The sequence below is a fragment of the Corynebacterium ihumii genome (assembly GCF_028609825.1).
Taxonomy (GTDB): Bacteria; Actinomycetota; Actinomycetes; order Mycobacteriales; family Mycobacteriaceae; genus Corynebacterium; species Corynebacterium afermentans.
Genome location: NZ_CP063190.1, coordinates 2,106,288 through 2,123,049, shown reverse-complemented (window position 1 = coordinate 2,123,049; position 16,762 = coordinate 2,106,288). Strand labels below are relative to the sequence as shown.

Here is a 16,762-nt window from a genome sequence, read left to right as displayed (position 1 = left end):
CGCCCATGGCAACCGTTGAGTTCCGCCAAGCGTCCCGTATCTACGATCCGTCGCGCCCGCCTGCGGTCAGCCGCATCAGTCTGGACATCGCCGACGGCGAGTTCCTCGTTCTGGTCGGTCCGTCCGGCTGCGGCAAGTCGACGACGCTGCGTATGCTCGCAGGGTTGGAGCCGGTAGATGAAGGGCAGATCTTCATCGACGGCGAGGACGTGACGGAAACGCGTCCGCGTGACCGCGACGTCGCCATGGTGTTCCAGTCTTACGCTCTCTATCCAAATATGACGGCGCGCCAGAATATGGCGTTCGCGTTGGAAAACGCCAAGGCGGATAAAGCGACCATCAAGGAACGGGTGGACTTCGCGGCGAAGATGCTGGAGCTCGAGGATCTCCTGGACAAAAAGCCTGCGGCGATGTCCGGTGGCCAGCGGCAGCGCGTGGCCATGGGTCGGGCAATCGTGCGTGAGCCGAAGGTGTTCCTCATGGACGAACCGCTGTCCAACCTGGACGCCAAGCTGCGTGTGTCCACCCGCGCGCAGATTCTGCAGCTGCAGCGCAAGTTGCGCACCACCACGGTCTACGTCACTCACGATCAGACCGAGGCAATGACCATGGGTGATCGGGTTTGCGTGCTGAAGAAAGGCATCATTCAGCAGGTTGATACCCCGGCGAACCTGTACAACAACCCGGGCAACACGTTCGTCGCATCGTTTATCGGTTCGCCGGCGATGACGTTGATTGACAACGTGCCGTTCATCGACGGTCACGTCGTCGGCGGCAAGGGCCACGCGCTGGACTATTTCATTACGCGTGAGCTTGCCGCCAAAGTGGAGTCCGATCGCGTGATCGTCGGTGTGCGCCCGGAGAACTGGGAGATCGTCGGCGTGAATCAGCCGGGTGAGCATTACGGGCTGCCGGTTGAGGTCGACATTGTGGAGCACCTCGGCTCCGATCTTTACGTCTACGGGAACCGCCGGGAAACGGCCGACAACGTCATCGCGGTGCGCGGCGACCGCATCACCGTCAAGGTTCCACGCGGCATCGAAGTCAACCACGGGGACACCATCTACCTGCGCCCAATGGAAGGCGGCGTGGTGTTCTTCGACCCGGAGACCGAGATCAACTACGACTACCTTTAACGCTCGGCCGGTTTCGGGCGCGGGCTAACGGCCAAATCCAGCTAGTAAGACCCAACACTCCAACTTTTTGTCCGCGCTCCCTTTTCAGCTGGTAGCCGGGACTGGGTAGCCGGTTTTGCTGTCTCTCGCCTTTATCGCGCGGATGGTGAATTGCAAATGGTGAATCTCTACCTAAAAGGCTCGGATTCACCATGGGAGATTCACCATGTGCGGGAGGTAGGGCGCCCCCGCGCCACGCCCGCTTACCGCAGGGAGGCGAACAGCGCTTCGGCCGCGGTGTCGTCCCAAAGCACCACGTTGCCCACTTCGGTGTCGGTGAAGCCGCCGATGGGCACGGTCTCCGTCTCTAGGCCGCCGCGCAGGGCGATAACGATGCGGGCGAGGTTCCACGCGTGGTCGTCGGAGTTGACCGTCAGCAGCGCCGGGGTGACCCACAGCAGCCGCGCCATGCGGAACGGGTTGAGGTACACGGACGGGGACAGCACGCGCGTGACCAGGGTGGTCATGAACTCGCGCTGGCGCGCCACGCGGTCCAGGTCGCCCTGGGCGGTGGCGCGAGTGCGCACGTAGCCCAGCGCGGTGGGGCCGTCCATCTCCTGGCAGCCGGGTTGGAGGTTGATGTTGGACAACGGGTCGTCGATGGGCTCGGCGACGCAAATCTCCACGCCGCCCGCCGCGTCGACCACGCCGGCGAGGCCGCCCATGCCGATCTCCGCGTAGCGGTCCACGTGCAGCCCGGTGTTTTGCTCCACGGTTTCCACCAGCAGCTGCGGGCCGCCGATGGAGAACGCGGCGTTGATCTTGTCGTAGCCGTACCCGGGTACGGGCACGTACGAGTCGCGCGGGATGGACACCAGTGTTGGTTTTCCGTGCAGCGGCAGGTGCATGAGCATGATCGTGTCGGTGCGCACGGTGCCCAGGTCGCCGCCGGTGCCGAGGCGCTCGACGTCCTTATCGCTTAAGCCCGTGCGCGAGTCGGAGCCCACGAGCAGCCAATTGGTCCCCGAGGTGCCGGATATTTGCTGGTCGGGCATGGCGGCGGTGCGGTTGAGGCGCGCGTCCGCGATCAGCACCGAGCCGATGAGCAAGGCGATGACCAGGGCAAGTACTGCGCCACAGCCGGGGAGCTTTACTTTGCGACGCTCCTTCGGCCCCCTCCGCCTCCGCTTCGACACCTGCAGCGGGACTTCCTCCGGGGCGGGGCGCTGCTGCGCGGGCCGGCGGCGCGGGTGCTGCGGTGCGCGGCGCGGCTCGTAGGCGGCGGGGGGTTCGTAGACGGTGTGGCCCGGTTCAACCCGCGCAGAAACCGGCGGCGGAACTCTGCGCGCGCGGGGTTCTACGCGCGTGAATTCTTCGGGGTGGCGGGCGGCGGGATCGCGTCGAGAAGCAGTTGTGCGACGGCGAATAGGGCGGCCGAAGCGGTCCACGAGGGGCTTGCCGTCTGTGCCCAGCACGAACTCGCCCGCCTTATCGCGGGGGTCGTTGGAATGGGGCGTAGTAGACATGCGCTTAGTGTAACCAGTGTGACGGAAGTGTTTAGATTCCGAGCCGCGACAGGTCCAGCAGCGGATAGGCGATAAACGCCACGGCATCGATGAGAAAGTGCGCCAGGATCAGCGGCCACACCCGGGAAGTTTTGTGGAAGTACCAGGCAAAGATTACGCCCATGACAATGTTGCCGACACCCGCCGAGACCCCCTGGTACAGGTGGTAGGAACCGCGCAGCACCGCCGAGGCCGCGATGAACTGCCCAGGTTTCCACCCCAGCTGCTTCAGGCGTGTGACCAGGTACATCACCACCACGATCTCCTCGCCGAATCCATTGGCGAACGACCACAACAGTGAAGTGGGAATCTGCACCGCGGCGGTGGTCGGCACCACCACCTTGGACAGGCCGAGGTGCACCGCGGCGACGTAAAACGCCAGGCCAGGTAGCCCGATCAACGCCGCGAACCCGGCCCCGCGCCACATATCCGCCCAGCGGGGCCAGCGCCAGCGCTCCTCCAAAAGGAACCATGCCAGCCCGCCCCACGCGAGAAGCGTCAGTGCGGAAGTCGCCTGCAGTGCCAGGTCCAGCCAGGGAATCGACGAGGCTGCGTCGTGGATGGTGGTGCTCTGTTGGTTCAGCGGGGCTTTCAGCAGCGAGTCCACAAGCCGAAGCGCCGCACGCAGCCCCGCGGTGCCGAAGGTGACCGAGAGGACGAGCACGATTTCGAGCTTCAGGCGCCGAGTCATGCGCTAACTTTAACGCCATGCAGGACTCGTGGGCGCGCACTATCGAGCAGGTTGTCGGCCAGGAGTACCCCGCCGCCATGCACCATGAGCAGGCCGGCCCCGGTCACCCCGACCCGCGGACGCTGCACCCGGCGTTTTGGGGGTCGTACGACTGGCACTCGTGCGTGCATATGCTCTGCACCGCGGTGAAGATGCATTTGCGTGTCGACGACCACAGGCTCGCCGACCTCCTCGATGAGCGCCTGACCAAAGACAACGTCGCCGCCGAGGCCGAGTATCTGCGCACCCACCCGCTTTACGAGCGCCCGTACGGCTGGGCGTGGGCGATGCAGCTGGTCAAAGTGTGCCGCGGTACCCGGTGGGAGGGCTCGCTCGCGCCGCTTGAGGCCCAGCTGGAGCGCAACATCGCCATGTGGCTGGGCACGCAGCAGTGGCCGGTGCGCCACGGGGTGCACTCAAACTCGGCGCTGGCGCTGCTGCTCATCCACGATGCTGCACCTGCGCTGCACGAGCTGGTGGAGCGCACCGCCGAAGCCTGGTTCGGCGACGACCGCGCCTACCCGCACGCGTGGGAGGTTTCGGGCCACGATTTCGTTTCCAACGGCCTGGCCGAGTCCGCGCTGATGCGCCGGGTGCTACCAGCCGAAGAGTTCCCCACTTGGCTGGACGGTTTCCTCGCACCCGAGGCGTTCGAGTTCTACACCGCGCCGATCCAGGTCACGGACCCGGAGGACGGCCAGCAGGCCCACCTCATCGGGCTCATGCTCACCCGCGCCTGGTTGCTGCGCGAAATTGGTAAGCCGGAAGGAACACAGGTGCTTATCGACGCAGCCGCGCCCCACCTGACCGGCGACAACTTCATGGCAACGCACTGGCTGATCACCTACGCGGTCCTCGCGGAGGACGCGGCGGCAAACAGACCAACCAGCTGACATTCGTGTACAAACGTGGCTATGCGATCCGGTGAGAGTCCAATGACCCGCGTCGCCTACCTGGGCCCTGCCGGCACTTTCACAGAAGAAGCAGCGCTGCGCTTCGGCATCGAGGGCGCGCAGTACCTGCCCGTTGATTCGCCGGCCGCGGCTCTTGCCGCCCTGGACGCGGGCGAGGCAGAGTACGCTGTGTGCGCGATTGAGAACTCCATCGACGGCGCGGTGACCACCACCATGGATGCGCTCGCCGCAACCCCGAGCGCGCGCATCGTGGGAGAGACCGAGCTCGCCATCGCGTTCGCCGTCATGACCAGGCAGGGCCAAGCACTTGATAGCGCCCTCCGGCTCGCCACCCACCCCGTCGCCCACCAACAGGTCAAGCGCTGGGTGGCAACACACGCGCCACGCGCGGAGTTCATCCCTGCACCGTCCAACGCTGCCGCGGCGAAGATGGTCGCCGACGGCGCGGCCGACGTGGCCGTCGCCCCGGAGCGGGCGGCGGCGCTGCACGGGCTGGAAATCCACGCCCGGGGTGTCGCTGACGCGGAGACGGCGCGGACGAGGTTCGTGCTCGTCGCAAAGCAACCTGCCCTGCCGGAACCCACCGGCAACGACCGCACCGCAATTGTCTTCCGCATCAAGAACGAGCCCGGCTCCCTGGTGCGCGTGCTGCAGGAGTTCGCCGCGCGCGGGGTGGACATGACGCGCATCGAGTCGCGGCCCACGCGCGAGGAGCCCAACACCTACGACTTCTTCGTGGACCTCGCAGGCCACGCAAATGACGCGGCGGTGGCGGCCGCGCTGGAGGCTGGCGCCGCGCACACCACCGCGATGCGGCAGCTTGGCACCTGGGCGCGCACGGGGCGCTAGTCCGGTGAGCGGGTTCTAGCCCCAGCCGAGGGCGTGGAGCTCGTGCTCCGCCAGCCCGAAGTAGTGGCCCACCTCGTGCAGCACGGTCACCTTCACCTCGTGGCGCAGCTGCTCCTCATCGGAGCAGATCGCCTCGAGGGCGTTTTTGTACACGAACACCGCGTCCGGAAACAACCCGGAGTGGTTCGAGTGCTGCTCCGTCAGCGGCACGCCCTCGAACAGGCCCAGCAAGGTCGGGTCGTCCGGGTTGTAGTCCCGCGCCAGGATCACCATGTTTGTCATGTACTGGGCGAAGTTGTTCGGGATGGTGTCCAACGCGTCGTTGATCATCTCCTCGAACGCCTCGTCGCTGACCGGGCGCATGGGCTACTGCACCGGAGCCTGTGCCGGGGCGGCCGGAGCCTGCTGTTCCCGCAAGGGGCGGCGCTGGGGGCGCTCGGGGGGCGGAGCATCGTCGATAAGCAAGTGCTCACGGCCCTGCGTCGCGGACCCGGTGAGGTTGGCGAAGCCGCCCTCCGGGCGCGAGAACATCAGCGCGCAGTTCACGCTGCGGGAGCCGCCCTCCCAGGCGGCGGGGGTCTGCGTGGTCCAGAACGGGCGCAACGCGATCTGGTAGAGGTTTTCCTCGCTGCCCATGTAATCCTGCGCCGCCTGGGTGCACACGTCCTGGAGGTGCTTGTCCTGCTCTTCCACGGCCGGCGTGTGGTCCGGGAAGACCTGCTCCAGCGAGACCTGGCTGGTGATCTCCAGCTGGTGCGGGTCCGCGCACTTGACCGCGGTGAGCGTGTTGGACGCGTCGATGGCCACGCACTGGCCCGCCTCGAACACGCGCGCCTGGTCCTGGTCAGCCACCCGCCCCGAGGTCAGGATCGGCTCGCCGGCGCGGTTGGTCTCCTGCAGCCCGCACAGCATCGTGCGGTCGCCGCGGGCCCACGCGTCCGCCGGCGGCAGGATCGGGGCGATGGAGTAGCGGCCGTTCGGGTCGTACTTGCCGCCTAGGTACCGGAAGGTGCCGGCGCCGCACAGCTCCTCGCGCAGCTGGGCCTGGCGCGTCGGGTTCGGCATCGGCGCCTCCGGGCCGAACTCGGAGGTGGGGTAGGTGGCCAGATTCTGGCGTAGGGACACCTCGAAGCGGTGCTCGCCCTCGCAGTCCGCCTGCTCGAAGCCGGAGATCGTGCCGTCTTCGGCCACCTGCCAGGTCAGGCAGGCCCCGGCGTCGGCGGTGGTGAACGTCGTCACCTGATCGGGCGAGACGGTGGAACTGGCGGTGGTGGAGGAGGCCTGGGTGCCGGTGTCAGTCTCCGAGGTGTCGGCGGCGAGCGTGTACGTGCCCGCGCCGACGGCGCCCGCCAGTGCGGCGATGAGGAAGGAACGCAGCGCGCTCTGTTTCGAAGCCATGGCGGCCCATTATTCCACTTCTCGCGCTACCCGAGTAGTCAGCCGGTAGCGGTCCGTGCGGTACACCGAGGAGCAAAACTCCACGTTGTGCGTGCCTGACCGGGCGAAACGCACGATGTGCAGCAGGGCTGTGTCCGGGTTGACGTCCAGCAGCGGGGCGTTGTCCGGCCCGGCGGTGACCGCGGTGACGGTCTGCTCCGCCTCCGTGACCCCGAGGCCGTAGTGCTTTTCCAGCAGGGTGTAGACGGAGTGGTAGACGTCGTTTTCCAAAAGGTCCGGCACGAGCGTGGCGTTGTACCAGGCGTCGTCCACGGCGTACGGTTCGCCGTCGCCAAGCCTCAGCCTGCGCAAACGGATGTGCGTGGCGGTGGGGGCGGTGCCGAAAAACTGCGCGACCTCCTCCGGCGGGGTGGTGCGCTCGCACAGCAAGATGCGTGACGACGCCTCCACGCGCTGCGCCCGCATCTCATCCGAGAAACTTGCCAGGTGCAGACGCGACACCAATGGTGCCGGGGCGACGAACGTGCCCTTGCCGCGCACGCGGCGCAGCCGGCCCGCCGCCACCAGATCTCCGATCGCGCGGCGCACCGTGATGCGGGAGACGCCGTACTCCTCCTCCAGCGCGCGCTCGCCCGGCAGCGGGTCGCCCGGGGAGAACTCCTCGGCAATGCGGGACTCCAAAAGCGAGCGGAGCTGCTCGTGCTTGGGCACAGGGCCGTCTGCGATCGGGAGGGTCATACGCCCACCATAGCCCACTGGTTATGACCGGACGCTGTTGTGCCGTTGCTGCGTCGGCAGACAATGTAAGGTGAACAAGCGTGATTGATCTGAAGCGTGTGCGCGAAAACCCCGAGGCCGTCCGCGAGTCCCAGCGAGCCCGCGGCGAAGACCCTTCGCTTGTGGACGAGTTGCTGGCCGCCGACGAAGCCCGCCGCGCCGCCATCCAGAAGGCGGACGAGCTGCGCTCCGAGCAGAAGGCGTTTGGCAAGAAGATCGGTCAGGCCGCCCCGGAAGACCGCCCGGCGCTGCTGGAGGGCTCCAACGAGCTCAAGGCCCGCGTGAAGGAGGCCCAGGCGGCGGAGGCTGAGGCGCAGGAGAAGCTGGAGAAGCTGCAATACTCTATCGCCAACATCATCGAGGGCGCCCCGGCCGGCGGCGAGGAGGACTTCGTCGTCCTCGAGCACGTCGGCGAGGTACCCGAATTCGACTTCGAGGTCAAAGACCACCTGGACCTGGCGGAACCGCTCGGCATCATCGACATGAAGCGCGGCACCAAGGTCGGCGGCGCGCGCTTCTACTACCTGGCCGGCGACGGCGCCTGGCTGCAGCTGGGCATGCTCATGCTCGCCGCACAGAAGGCGCGCGAGGCCGGGTTCACGCTCATGGTCCCGCCGGTGCTGGTACGCCCGGACGTCATGCAGGGCACCGGTTTTTTGGACGCGCACGACGAGGAGATCTACTACCTCGAGCGCGACGACATGTACCTGGTGGGCACCTCCGAGGTGGCCCTAGCCGGTCTGCACCAGGACGAGATCATCGACCTGTCGGACGGGCCGCTGCTCTACGCCGGTTGGTCCTCCTGCTTCCGCCGCGAGGCCGGCTCCTACGGCAAGGACACCAAGGGCATCCTTCGCGTCCACCAGTTCGACAAACTGGAAATGTTCGCCTACTGCAAGCCAGAAGACGCTGAGGAAATACACCAGAAGCTGCTCGGCCTAGAGCGCGACATGCTCGCCGCCGTGGAGGTGCCCTACCGCATCGTCGACGTCGCGGCCGGCGACCTCGGCTCATCCGCCGCCCGCAAGTTCGACACGGAGGCGTGGGTGCCGTCGCAAGGCACGTACCGCGAGCTAACCTCCACCTCCAACTGCACCACCTTCCAGGCGCGCCGCCTGCACACCCGCTACCGCGACGCGGACGGCAAGACCCAGACCGCCGCCACCCTCAACGGCACCCTGGCTACCACCCGCTGGCTGGTAGCCATCCTGGAGAACAACCAGCAGGCGGACGGTTCCGTGCGTGTTCCCGAGGCGCTGCGTCCGTGGCTGGGCAAGGAAGTGCTCACGCCCTAATGGATACGCGCCGATACCGCGGTTTCACGGTCCCGCGACTCTACGAAGGCGTCGTCGCTAACCGCAACGAAGCAGCAGAGAGGTTTTACCAGGGCCTCGTCGGCTTCGCGCGTCGCCTCATGCGCGCGGCAAACATCGAGGTCACGGTCATCGGCGCCGAAAACATCCCGGCAAAAAGCGGCGCGTTACTCGCTGGTAACCACACCGGTTACGCCGACTTTATCCTGATGGGCACCGGGCCCTACCTGCACGGCGAGCGGCTCGTGCGGTTCATGGCCAAAAAGTCCGTCTTCGACGTGCCCGTGTTGGGCTGGCTGCTCAAGCTGATGAAGCATGTGCCGGTGGACCGGGCTCGCGGCGGCGCCTCCATCGCGTCGGCGGTGCAGATGCTGCGCGAGGGCAACCTCGTTGGCATCTTCCCCGAGGCCACCATCTCGCGGTCGTTTGAGCTGGCCAACTTCAAAACTGGCGCCGCGCGCATCGCCCACCAGGCTGGGGTGCCGCTCGTGCCTTGTGCGATCTGGGGCTCGCAGCGCATTTGGACCAAGGACCTGCCCAAACACTTCCGCGACGTGCCAGTCATCGTGCGCTACGGCGAGCCCGTCGCCCTCACCGGCGACGCCGAGGCGGACACCGCCGAGCTGAAGCGCCAGATGCAGTCCCTACTTGACGCCTCACGGTCCGAATACGCCTCCCTCTACACCGACGGCGCGGGCGAGGCATGGATGCCGGTGGCGCTCGGCGGCACCGCGCCCACGCCGGAGGAGGCTGAGGGACTCTACGCGAAGGAACGCGCTGAGCGCGAAGCGAAGAAGCAGCGTAGGAAGTGACAACATGAACGCCGCCCCGCGCCTGATCATCTCCGACATCGACGGCACCTTCATCACCTCCGCCGGACGAGTCACCGACCGGTTGCGCACAGTGATCGTGCGCGCCGTCGAATCCGGCGCGCACTTCGGACTGGCTACGGGCCGTCCGCACCGCTGGCTCATTCCCGTGCTGGAGCAGCTGCCGATCGCGCCGGTGTGCGTGTGCGCCAACGGCGCCGTGGTTTACGACCCCGCTTCGGACCGGGTGCTGCACGCCTACGAACTCGCACCGGCCGCGATGGCCGAGGTCGTCGAGGTGGCGGAGCGCGTCCTCGACGGTGTGCCGCACGGTTACGGTGTGGAACGCGTCGGCTCGTCCGGGCTCGACCCGGAAGAAGAGTGCTTCATCATCACCCCCGAGTACAACCGGGACGCCTGGGACAGCCAATTCGGCGTCACTGACACCCAAACGCTGATCAGCCAACCCGCCGCGAAACTGCTGGTGCGTTGCTCATCCATGACCTCGGCGCAGATGTTCGAGCTCATCGCCCCCGAGGTGGACCCGGAGCTCGCTCACGTGACCTACTCCATGGACGAGGGCCTGATCGAAGTGTCCTGCCCCGGCGTGGACAAGGCCGCCGGCGCGCGCTACCTGGCCGAGCGCTACGGCGTCACCGCCGCCGACGCGATCGCATTCGGCGACATGCCCAACGACCTCGAGCTTCTGCGCTGGGCCGGCCGCGGGGTGGCCATGGCCAACGCCGCGCCCATGCTTCACGACGCCGCCGACCACGTCACCGCCACCAACGACGAATACGGCGTCGCGCAAGTGCTCGAGCGCTGGTTCTAGCTCGCCTTTTTTGCTAGCTCGGCCAGCCAGACCCGGTAGGGAGTGTCCAGCCGGTTCGCCAGCTGGTGCACACCCGGGCGCTGGTCAATGGCGTTCTGGATCTGCGCGATGAACTCCCCGGTGCCCGCCCCGTCCCACCCGACCCTGCGCACCACGGCGCCTTGATTCTGGAGTTGGGTTTCGCGGTGGCGTTCCCGTCGTAAAGCTTCTGCTGCATCCCCGAACACCCCGCTGTTCTTCTCCAGCCCGTCCGCCTCGAGCACGATAGACCCGTTGATGAGCACGTCCGCCCAGGCGACGGTGGGCCACCCATCTGCCTCAGTGATGCGGAACCCCACCTGGAACTCGATGGTCTCCGCCCCCGTGAGGCGGCCCTGCGCGATCGCGCGCAAAATCGCATAGCGCACGATTGTCTCCAACGCGCTCGCGGACGTGTCGGCGGAGTAGCAGATCAGTTCACGGAACGCCTTGATGCCGCGGGCGCGGGTGAGCGTTTCGGTCTTTTCCAGCAGGTAGTCCGTGGTGAGGTGCTCGTGCTTGAAGCGCGCGGACTCGATCTGCACCAGCGCCTCGATCGGGCCGTAGTAGCGGAACGAGTCAAACATGGCTCGTATCGCTGTCGCGGTGCGGATGCCGTTGTGCTCCACGAACTCGGCCGCGCGGAGGAGGCCACCGTGATACACCTTGCGCGGATCCTTGTCACCCCAGGTCCGTGAGTTGCCGGGCAAGGCGAGATCCACCTTTGTTACCCAAGTCTTTGTGGAAAGTTCAAGCCACCGGGCAGCGGCCGGGCCTGTGATAACTGCTGTCTTGCACCGCGAAGCGATGTCCTTGATCAGCTGGATTTCTGCGTCTCGTTTCTGCTGTAGATCCCCCATGCGCCCACTATGCCTTTCGTGGTCGGGCGGGTGAAGGTGGATCTTGTCGATTTCAGTGGACAGTGGTGTCTACACACTTTTTGGACACGGAGTCTGGTGACTTTTTGGACATGTCTGTGTGGGGGTCCCCGCTGGTGGTGGTGTGAATCTGCGAGTTGCGCTGATCTGCTAGTTGGCCGGGAGACGCAACTAGCAGATCAACTGTCCAAGTTTGTGTTTGCCCAGGTGTTATTGAATGCCGTTGTCGGTAAGAGCATGATCTGCTAGTTCGGGGCCAGGCTGATGCGGGGACAACTAGCAGATCAGCGACAACTAGCAGATCTGCACCCTCGCCCCTGTCCACGATCCCGCAAGCACCCGGCCACCGGATAGACACCCCCGCCCCCGCCCGTAGAATCACGCGCATGGCTTTGATTGCGGCGATTGACCAGGGCACGACGTCGACACGCGTGTGCATCACAGGCACCGACGGCAAGGTCGTCGCTCAGTCGCAGTTCGAGCACGCCCAGCACATGCCGCAAAAAGGCTGGGTGGAGCACGACCCGATGGAGATCTGGCGCAACACGCGCCGGGCGTTGAGCGAGGCGCTCGCGGGCGAGGACATCAGCGAGCAGGACATCGACGCGCTTGGCCTGACCAACCAGCGCGAAACGGCCGTGATCTGGGAAAAGGAGACTGGTAAGCCGATCTATAACGCCATCGTGTGGCAGGACACCCGCACGAACCACGACGGTGACGCGGAGAAGTTCCTGCGTAAGACGGGGCTGTTGCACAACTCGTACCCGGCGGCGCCGAAGTGGGCGTGGATCCTGGATAACGTGCCCGGCGCCCGCGAGCGCGCGGAAAAGGGCGAGCTGCTCGCGGGGACGATCGACACTTGGCTGATCTGGAACCTCACCGGCGGCGCGAAGGACCTGGATCGCGCGCTGCACCTGACGGATGTGACTAACGCCTCGCGCACCCTGCTCATGGATTTGGAGACGCTCCAGTGGGACATGCAGCTTTGCGACGAGCTCCGCATCCCGCCGCAAATCCTCCCCGACATCCGCCCGTCGGTGGGCAATTTCGGCAAGATCCGCCCCCGCGGCCCGCTGGCTGGCGTGCCCATCACTGGCGTGTTGGGCGACCAGCAGGCCGCGCTGTTCGGTCAGGGCGGGATTCGCGAAAACGACGCGAAGATGACCTACGGCACGGGCCTGTTCATGCTGCTCAACACGGGTGGAACGCCGAGGTTCAGCGACCGCGGGCTGCTCACCACCGTGGCGTACCAGATCCAGGGCCAGCTACCGGTGTATGCGCAGGAAGGCTCGGTGGCGGTAGGAGGCTCGCTGATTCAGTGGCTGCGCGACCAGCTGGGCATCCTCGCCACCGCTGCGGAGTCCGAGACGTTGGCCAGCCAGGTCGAAGACAGTGGGGGAGTGGTGATCGTGCCGGCGTTTTCGGGGCTGTTCGCGCCGCGGTGGCGCCCCGATGCGCGTGGGGTGATCGTGGGGTTGACCCGGTTCGTCGATAGGCGGCATATCGCCCGGGCGGCGCTCGAGGCGACCTGTTTGCAGGCGCGCGAGGTGGTGTGCGCGATGGGCGGGGAGCCGAAGGCGCTGAAGGTCGACGGCGGGATGACCACGAACGACCTGCTCATGCAGATGCAGGCCGACATCCTGGGCCTGACAGTGGAGCGCCCCGCGAACACGGAGACCACGGTGATGGGCGCGGCGTCGGCGGCGGGCATGGGCATTTCGCTTATCGACGAACCGCTGACGCTCGGCCCCTCAACTACCTGGGAAAACGAAATGGCCGGCCCCGAAAGGGACCGGCTTGTCGCCGCCTGGGAGGACGCGGTGTCGCGCTGCCTCAATTTGGCATAACCGCTAGGCCCGAGCTTGCGAGGGCCTAGTTGGTGTTGATGTCCACCGTGTTGGCGGACGGGTTGTAGGTGATGAAGCCGCCTTCGAAGTCCACGCGGACGGTGTCGGCGGTGGGGTTGAACTGCTGCGTCACCGGCATGCCCAGCGGGCCGGCGTCGAGGCCCTGCTGCAGCCAGGCCTCGGCGATCTTGCCTACCAGGGCGATGATTTCGCCTTCGTTGTTGCGGGCGCCGATGCCGTTGGAGTACAGCGCCACGGCCGGGCCGGTGGGGCCGCCGACGCCGGCGACGAGCTTGCCCAAGGTGGGCTCGAGTGCGGTCCAGACCTGGGCGGCGTCGCTGGAGCCGAAGGCGTTGAGGGTAGGTGCCACGGCCGGGCTGATCTGCTTGGCTAAACCGGCTGCCTGTGCCAGCGTCAAACCTTCGAAGACCTGGGTGTCGCCGGCGGTGGAGACGGTGGGCAGCTTGTCCTGGGCCGCCAGGAACAGCAGCACCAGGCCGATGGCGGTGCCGGCCACGGTGGCGATGGCGTTCGGGTCGCCGGAGGACAGCGCGGCCAGGGTGCCGTCGGGGGTGCCGTTGCTCGGGCTGCCCTGGCGCGTCGGCGTTGGCGTCGGCGCGGTTTCGGTGGCGCGGGAGTTCGGGTTTGCCGGGGCAGCATCCATCGCGGTCGTGGTCGCCGTCGCGGTCGTGGTCGCCGTGGTGGACGTGCTGTCGTTGCCGCTCAAGCGGTCCAGGATGGAGCCGAGGCCGGAGCGGCTTCCGCCCAAGGAGCGGTACTTCGTGGCCGCAGCTGCGCGGATCACGGGCAGCTTGGAGTACAGGTTATCGCCCGGGCAGGTGTTGTAGTGGAAGTCGCGGTGGGCGTTGATGTTGCTGAACATCGCGCCCTGTCCGGCTGCGTACTTGGAGCCGCGGAAGTTGCCCTCGGCGACGTGGTAGCTGGAGCCGGTGGGGTCGAAGCCCGCGACGGCGGCCTTCCAGCCGATGATCTCGCCCATGGCGCGAAGGGCGGCCGAGGTGGGCTCGGCGGTCTGGTAGTCGCCAAGCATGGACACGCCCCAGGTGTTTTGGTTGAAGGAGCCGACGTGGGCGCCCTGCGGGCCGCGGTCCATGCCGCCGGCGCGGCCTTCGTAGATGTTGCCGTACTTATCGACGAGCGCGTGGTAGCCGATGTCGCCCCAGCCCAGGTTGTTGGTGTGGTAGTTCCAGATGCCGCGCACGATGCCCGGTGCCTCGGCCTCGGAGTAGTTGTTGGAACCGGCCGTGTGGTGCACGGTGGCGGCGGTGGTGGGCTCGGAGTAGTACGGGGTGCTGCTGCGGCCGGCGCCCCACTGCGCGCGGGTGACTACCTCGGGCATGCCGCGGGTGTAGGAATCGGCGACCGGCTGGATGCCGCCTTGCGCGGTGCCGGTGCCGCCGTCCAGGAACACGGCTTCGATGTCGTTGGCGGTGGTGGGGGCGTCGGAGACGGCGCGGCCGCCTTCAAGCAGGTCCACGTTGCCGGTGGAGACCTGGATGCGCTTAGTGCGGCCCACGTAGATCGGCTCGGTGCCGAACTTGTCGGAGCCCGCCTGCGGGTCTGCCGGATCCATCTCGAACCACTCGGACCAGGTGCCGTCGGCCTTCTGGGAGCGCACGTACGCGGCGACGTCGCGTTCGCCGGTCCAGGTCAGGCCCACGATGGAGAACTCGCGGTCGTTGGAGAATTCCTTGACCACGCGGCGCACGTGATCTTCTTCGCCACCCTGGGTGCGGATGGCGGCGTCGTCGACGGTGATGTTGTCGCCGGCCGCGAACGATGAGGTGCTGGTGTAGACCTCCGGGGCGCCTGCGCCGAGGGACTGCACCTGCAGGATGCGGTTGCCGCTGAATGCGTTGGCGGCAACGAGTGCTGTGACGAGGAGGACGGACACGATCACGGGCATGATCGCGGCCCGGGCGGGTCGGGCCGCGCCGCCCTGAATGCTGCGACGTTGCTGCACAGTAATACTCCTGGGGTTCTTGGGGTTCACTGCGAAAGCAGTGGCAAATGTGACAGAAACGAAGTGTAGTGCAAGTTCAAGTCTCAAGAAAGACTTGAGACTTCTGGGGCGTGTCGCGGCGGAGCTCCGTCGATAGGCAACTGTGCGAAAATAGGCCTCATGGCATACGACCTCATTGTTGTTGGATCGGGTTTCTTCGGCCTCACCGTGGCCGAGCAGGCGGCGAGCGAGCTGGGCAAACGCGTGCTGGTGGTGGAAAAGCGCAGCCACATCGGCGGCAACGCGTACAGCGAAAACGAGCCGGAAACGGGGATTGAGGTGCACAAGTACGGCGCCCACCTGTTCCACACCTCCAACGAGCGGGTGTGGGAATACGTCAACCGCTTCACCGACTTCACGGATTACCAGCACCGCGTCTTCGCGATGCACGACGGCACCGCCTACCAGTTCCCCATGGGACTCGGCCTGATCAACCAGTTCTTTGGCCGCTACTACTCGCCGGAAGAGGCGAAAAAGCTCATCGAGGAGCAGCGCGAAGGCCTCGACCCCGCGGCCGCGACAAACCTGGAGGAGCGCGGCATCGCACTCATTGGCAAGCCGCTCTACAACGCGTTTGTGAAGCATTACACCGCCAAGCAGTGGCAGACCGACCCCACCGACCTGCCGCCAGAGATCATCTCGCGCCTGCCAGTGCGCTACACCTTCAACAACCGCTACTTCAACGACACTTACGAGGGCCTGCCCGTCGACGGCTACGCCGCCTGGCTGGAGAAGATGGCGGAGCATGAGCTTATCGACGTCCGCACGAACACCGACTGGTTCGCCGTCGCTTCCGAGATCCGCGCCGAGAACCCGGACGCGCCCGTGGTTTACACCGGCCCGCTGGATCAGTACTTCGACTACGCCGAGGGCCGCCTGGGCTGGCGCACCCTCGACTTCGAGCAGGAAGTGCTCGAGGTCGGCGACTTCCAGGGCACTCCGGTGATGAACTACAACGACGCGGACGTGCCGTATACCCGCATCCACGAGTTCCGCCACTTCCATCCGGAGCGCTCCGAGTACCCGTCCGACAAGACGGTGATTGTGAAGGAGTACTCCCGCTTCGCCTCCGACGACGACGAGGTCTACTACCCGATCAACACCCCGGAGGACCGCGAAAAGCTTGAAGCCTATCGACGCCTCGCGGCAGAAGAATCCGAGCAGAACAACGTCCTGTTCGGCGGCCGGTTGGGCACCTACCAGTACCTGGACATGCACATGGCCATCGCGGCGGCGCTGACCCTGTTTGACAACCAGCTGCGCCCGTTCTTCGAGTCCGGCGAGCCGCTGAGCCAGCCGCGCGGGCACTAGGGGGCGGCATGGCAATTCAAGAGATTTTCGTTCACCCCGACTGTCCGGACTGCACGGGCGTCATCGCCGAGTACAACGACAGCCCGAACAGCTTCGGCGACGCGGAGCTTGTCGACGTCACCGAGCTCGGCGGTCTGAAGCGTTTCCTGCACTACCGTGACCGGCTGTCCGGTTACGCCGCCGCTCGGGACGCCGGCAAGATCGGCGTGCCCTCGAAGGTGCTCGACGGCACCACGGTGGAGTTCTTCGACGCGGTGTAGCGGCCACGGCGGCGCGGTGCCGGGGTCGCCCGGCACCGCTGCCCGGCCGACCAATTAAAACGCCGACCAGGTTGTGGAAAATAACCACGCCTCCTAGCCAGCTGATGAACGGATTATAACGAG

The 16,762-nt window shown here is 66.3% G+C and carries 16 protein-coding genes; 9 read left to right on the top strand and 7 right to left on the bottom strand.

Annotated elements, in window-relative coordinates:
- Positions 1–5: 5 nt before the first annotated feature.
- Positions 6–1,136, top strand: a complete 1,131-nt coding sequence (locus CIHUM_RS10275; protein ID WP_035000261.1) for an ABC transporter ATP-binding protein — start codon at positions 6–8, stop codon at positions 1,134–1,136.
- A gap of 242 nt (positions 1,137–1,378) precedes the next feature.
- Here CIHUM_RS10275 and CIHUM_RS10270 read toward each other — a convergent pair whose 3' ends face one another.
- Positions 1,379–2,641, bottom strand: coding sequence for an LCP family protein (locus CIHUM_RS10270; RefSeq protein WP_074432077.1), 1,263 nt, complete (start codon positions 2,639–2,641; stop codon positions 1,379–1,381).
- Positions 2,642–2,672: 31 nt separating this feature from the next.
- A complete protein-coding gene (locus CIHUM_RS10265) occupies positions 2,673–3,371 on the bottom strand; it encodes a CPBP family intramembrane glutamic endopeptidase (protein ID WP_035000260.1) in 699 nt (232 codons plus the stop codon).
- 17 nt (positions 3,372–3,388) lie between these two features.
- On the opposite strand from CIHUM_RS10265, the gene CIHUM_RS10260 reads away from it, so the two are divergent.
- Together CIHUM_RS10260 and pheA are read left to right on the top strand one after the other, a co-directional pair.
- Entirely contained in the window at positions 3,389–4,303 is a 915-nt protein-coding gene (locus CIHUM_RS10260) for a DUF2891 family protein (protein WP_051106533.1), read from the top strand.
- A 42-nt stretch (positions 4,304–4,345) separates the two neighbouring features.
- The gene (gene pheA / locus CIHUM_RS10255) at positions 4,346–5,173 is read left to right on the top strand and encodes a prephenate dehydratase (protein ID WP_035000259.1); all 828 of its coding nucleotides are present in this window, start codon (positions 4,346–4,348) and stop codon (positions 5,171–5,173) included.
- Between the two features lie 15 nt (positions 5,174–5,188).
- Here pheA and CIHUM_RS10250 read toward each other — a convergent pair whose 3' ends face one another.
- From CIHUM_RS10250 to CIHUM_RS10240, 3 genes are read right to left on the bottom strand one after another with little or no spacing between them, the layout of a single operon-like run.
- Positions 5,189–5,536: a metallopeptidase family protein gene (locus tag CIHUM_RS10250; protein WP_035000258.1), complete on the bottom strand. Its 348-nt coding sequence runs from the start codon at positions 5,534–5,536 to the stop codon at positions 5,189–5,191.
- Between the two features lie 3 nt (positions 5,537–5,539).
- Positions 5,540–6,571, bottom strand: coding sequence for a septum formation family protein (locus tag CIHUM_RS10245; RefSeq protein WP_035000256.1), 1,032 nt, complete (start codon positions 6,569–6,571; stop codon positions 5,540–5,542).
- 9 nt (positions 6,572–6,580) lie between these two features.
- Complete coding sequence (locus CIHUM_RS10240) at positions 6,581–7,309, bottom strand: GntR family transcriptional regulator (RefSeq protein WP_035000255.1); 729 nt, start codon at positions 7,307–7,309, stop codon at positions 6,581–6,583.
- A gap of 80 nt (positions 7,310–7,389) precedes the next feature.
- Here CIHUM_RS10240 and serS point away from each other — a divergent pair, with 80 nt between their 5' ends.
- From serS to CIHUM_RS10225, 3 genes are read left to right on the top strand one after another with little or no spacing between them, the layout of a single operon-like run.
- On the top strand, positions 7,390–8,643 hold the full coding sequence (serS, locus tag CIHUM_RS10235; RefSeq protein ID WP_035000254.1) for a serine--tRNA ligase: 1,254 nt from the start codon (positions 7,390–7,392) through the stop codon (positions 8,641–8,643).
- Complete coding sequence (locus CIHUM_RS10230; protein ID WP_035000253.1) at positions 8,643–9,473, top strand: lysophospholipid acyltransferase family protein; 831 nt, start codon at positions 8,643–8,645, stop codon at positions 9,471–9,473. The genes serS and CIHUM_RS10230 overlap by 1 nt, the downstream gene beginning before the upstream one ends.
- A gap of 4 nt (positions 9,474–9,477) precedes the next feature.
- Positions 9,478–10,302: an HAD family hydrolase gene (locus tag CIHUM_RS10225; protein WP_035000252.1), complete on the top strand. Its 825-nt coding sequence runs from the start codon at positions 9,478–9,480 to the stop codon at positions 10,300–10,302.
- Here CIHUM_RS10225 and CIHUM_RS10220 read toward each other — a convergent pair.
- Positions 10,299–11,180 carry a hypothetical protein gene (locus CIHUM_RS10220; RefSeq protein ID WP_035000251.1) on the bottom strand — a complete coding sequence of 294 codons (882 nt, stop codon included), beginning with the start codon at positions 11,178–11,180 and terminating at the stop codon, positions 10,299–10,301. The genes CIHUM_RS10225 and CIHUM_RS10220 overlap by 4 nt on opposite strands.
- Positions 11,181–11,584: 404 nt before the next feature.
- Between CIHUM_RS10220 and glpK the strand changes: the two genes are divergently transcribed.
- On the top strand, positions 11,585–13,045 hold the full coding sequence (glpK, locus tag CIHUM_RS10215) for a glycerol kinase GlpK (RefSeq protein ID WP_273680214.1): 1,461 nt from the start codon (positions 11,585–11,587) through the stop codon (positions 13,043–13,045).
- A gap of 25 nt (positions 13,046–13,070) precedes the next feature.
- Here the strand turns inward: glpK and CIHUM_RS10210 are convergent, their stop codons facing one another.
- Positions 13,071–15,029, bottom strand: coding sequence for an N-acetylmuramoyl-L-alanine amidase (locus CIHUM_RS10210; protein ID WP_035000250.1), 1,959 nt, complete (start codon positions 15,027–15,029; stop codon positions 13,071–13,073).
- 159 nt (positions 15,030–15,188) lie between these two features.
- Between CIHUM_RS10210 and glf the strand changes: the two genes are divergently transcribed.
- Complete coding sequence (glf, locus tag CIHUM_RS10205; RefSeq protein ID WP_035000248.1) at positions 15,189–16,379, top strand: UDP-galactopyranose mutase; 1,191 nt, start codon at positions 15,189–15,191, stop codon at positions 16,377–16,379.
- Between the two features lie 8 nt (positions 16,380–16,387).
- Entirely contained in the window at positions 16,388–16,639 is a 252-nt protein-coding gene (locus tag CIHUM_RS10200; RefSeq protein ID WP_035000247.1) for a hypothetical protein, read from the top strand.
- Positions 16,640–16,762 lie beyond the last annotated feature (123 nt).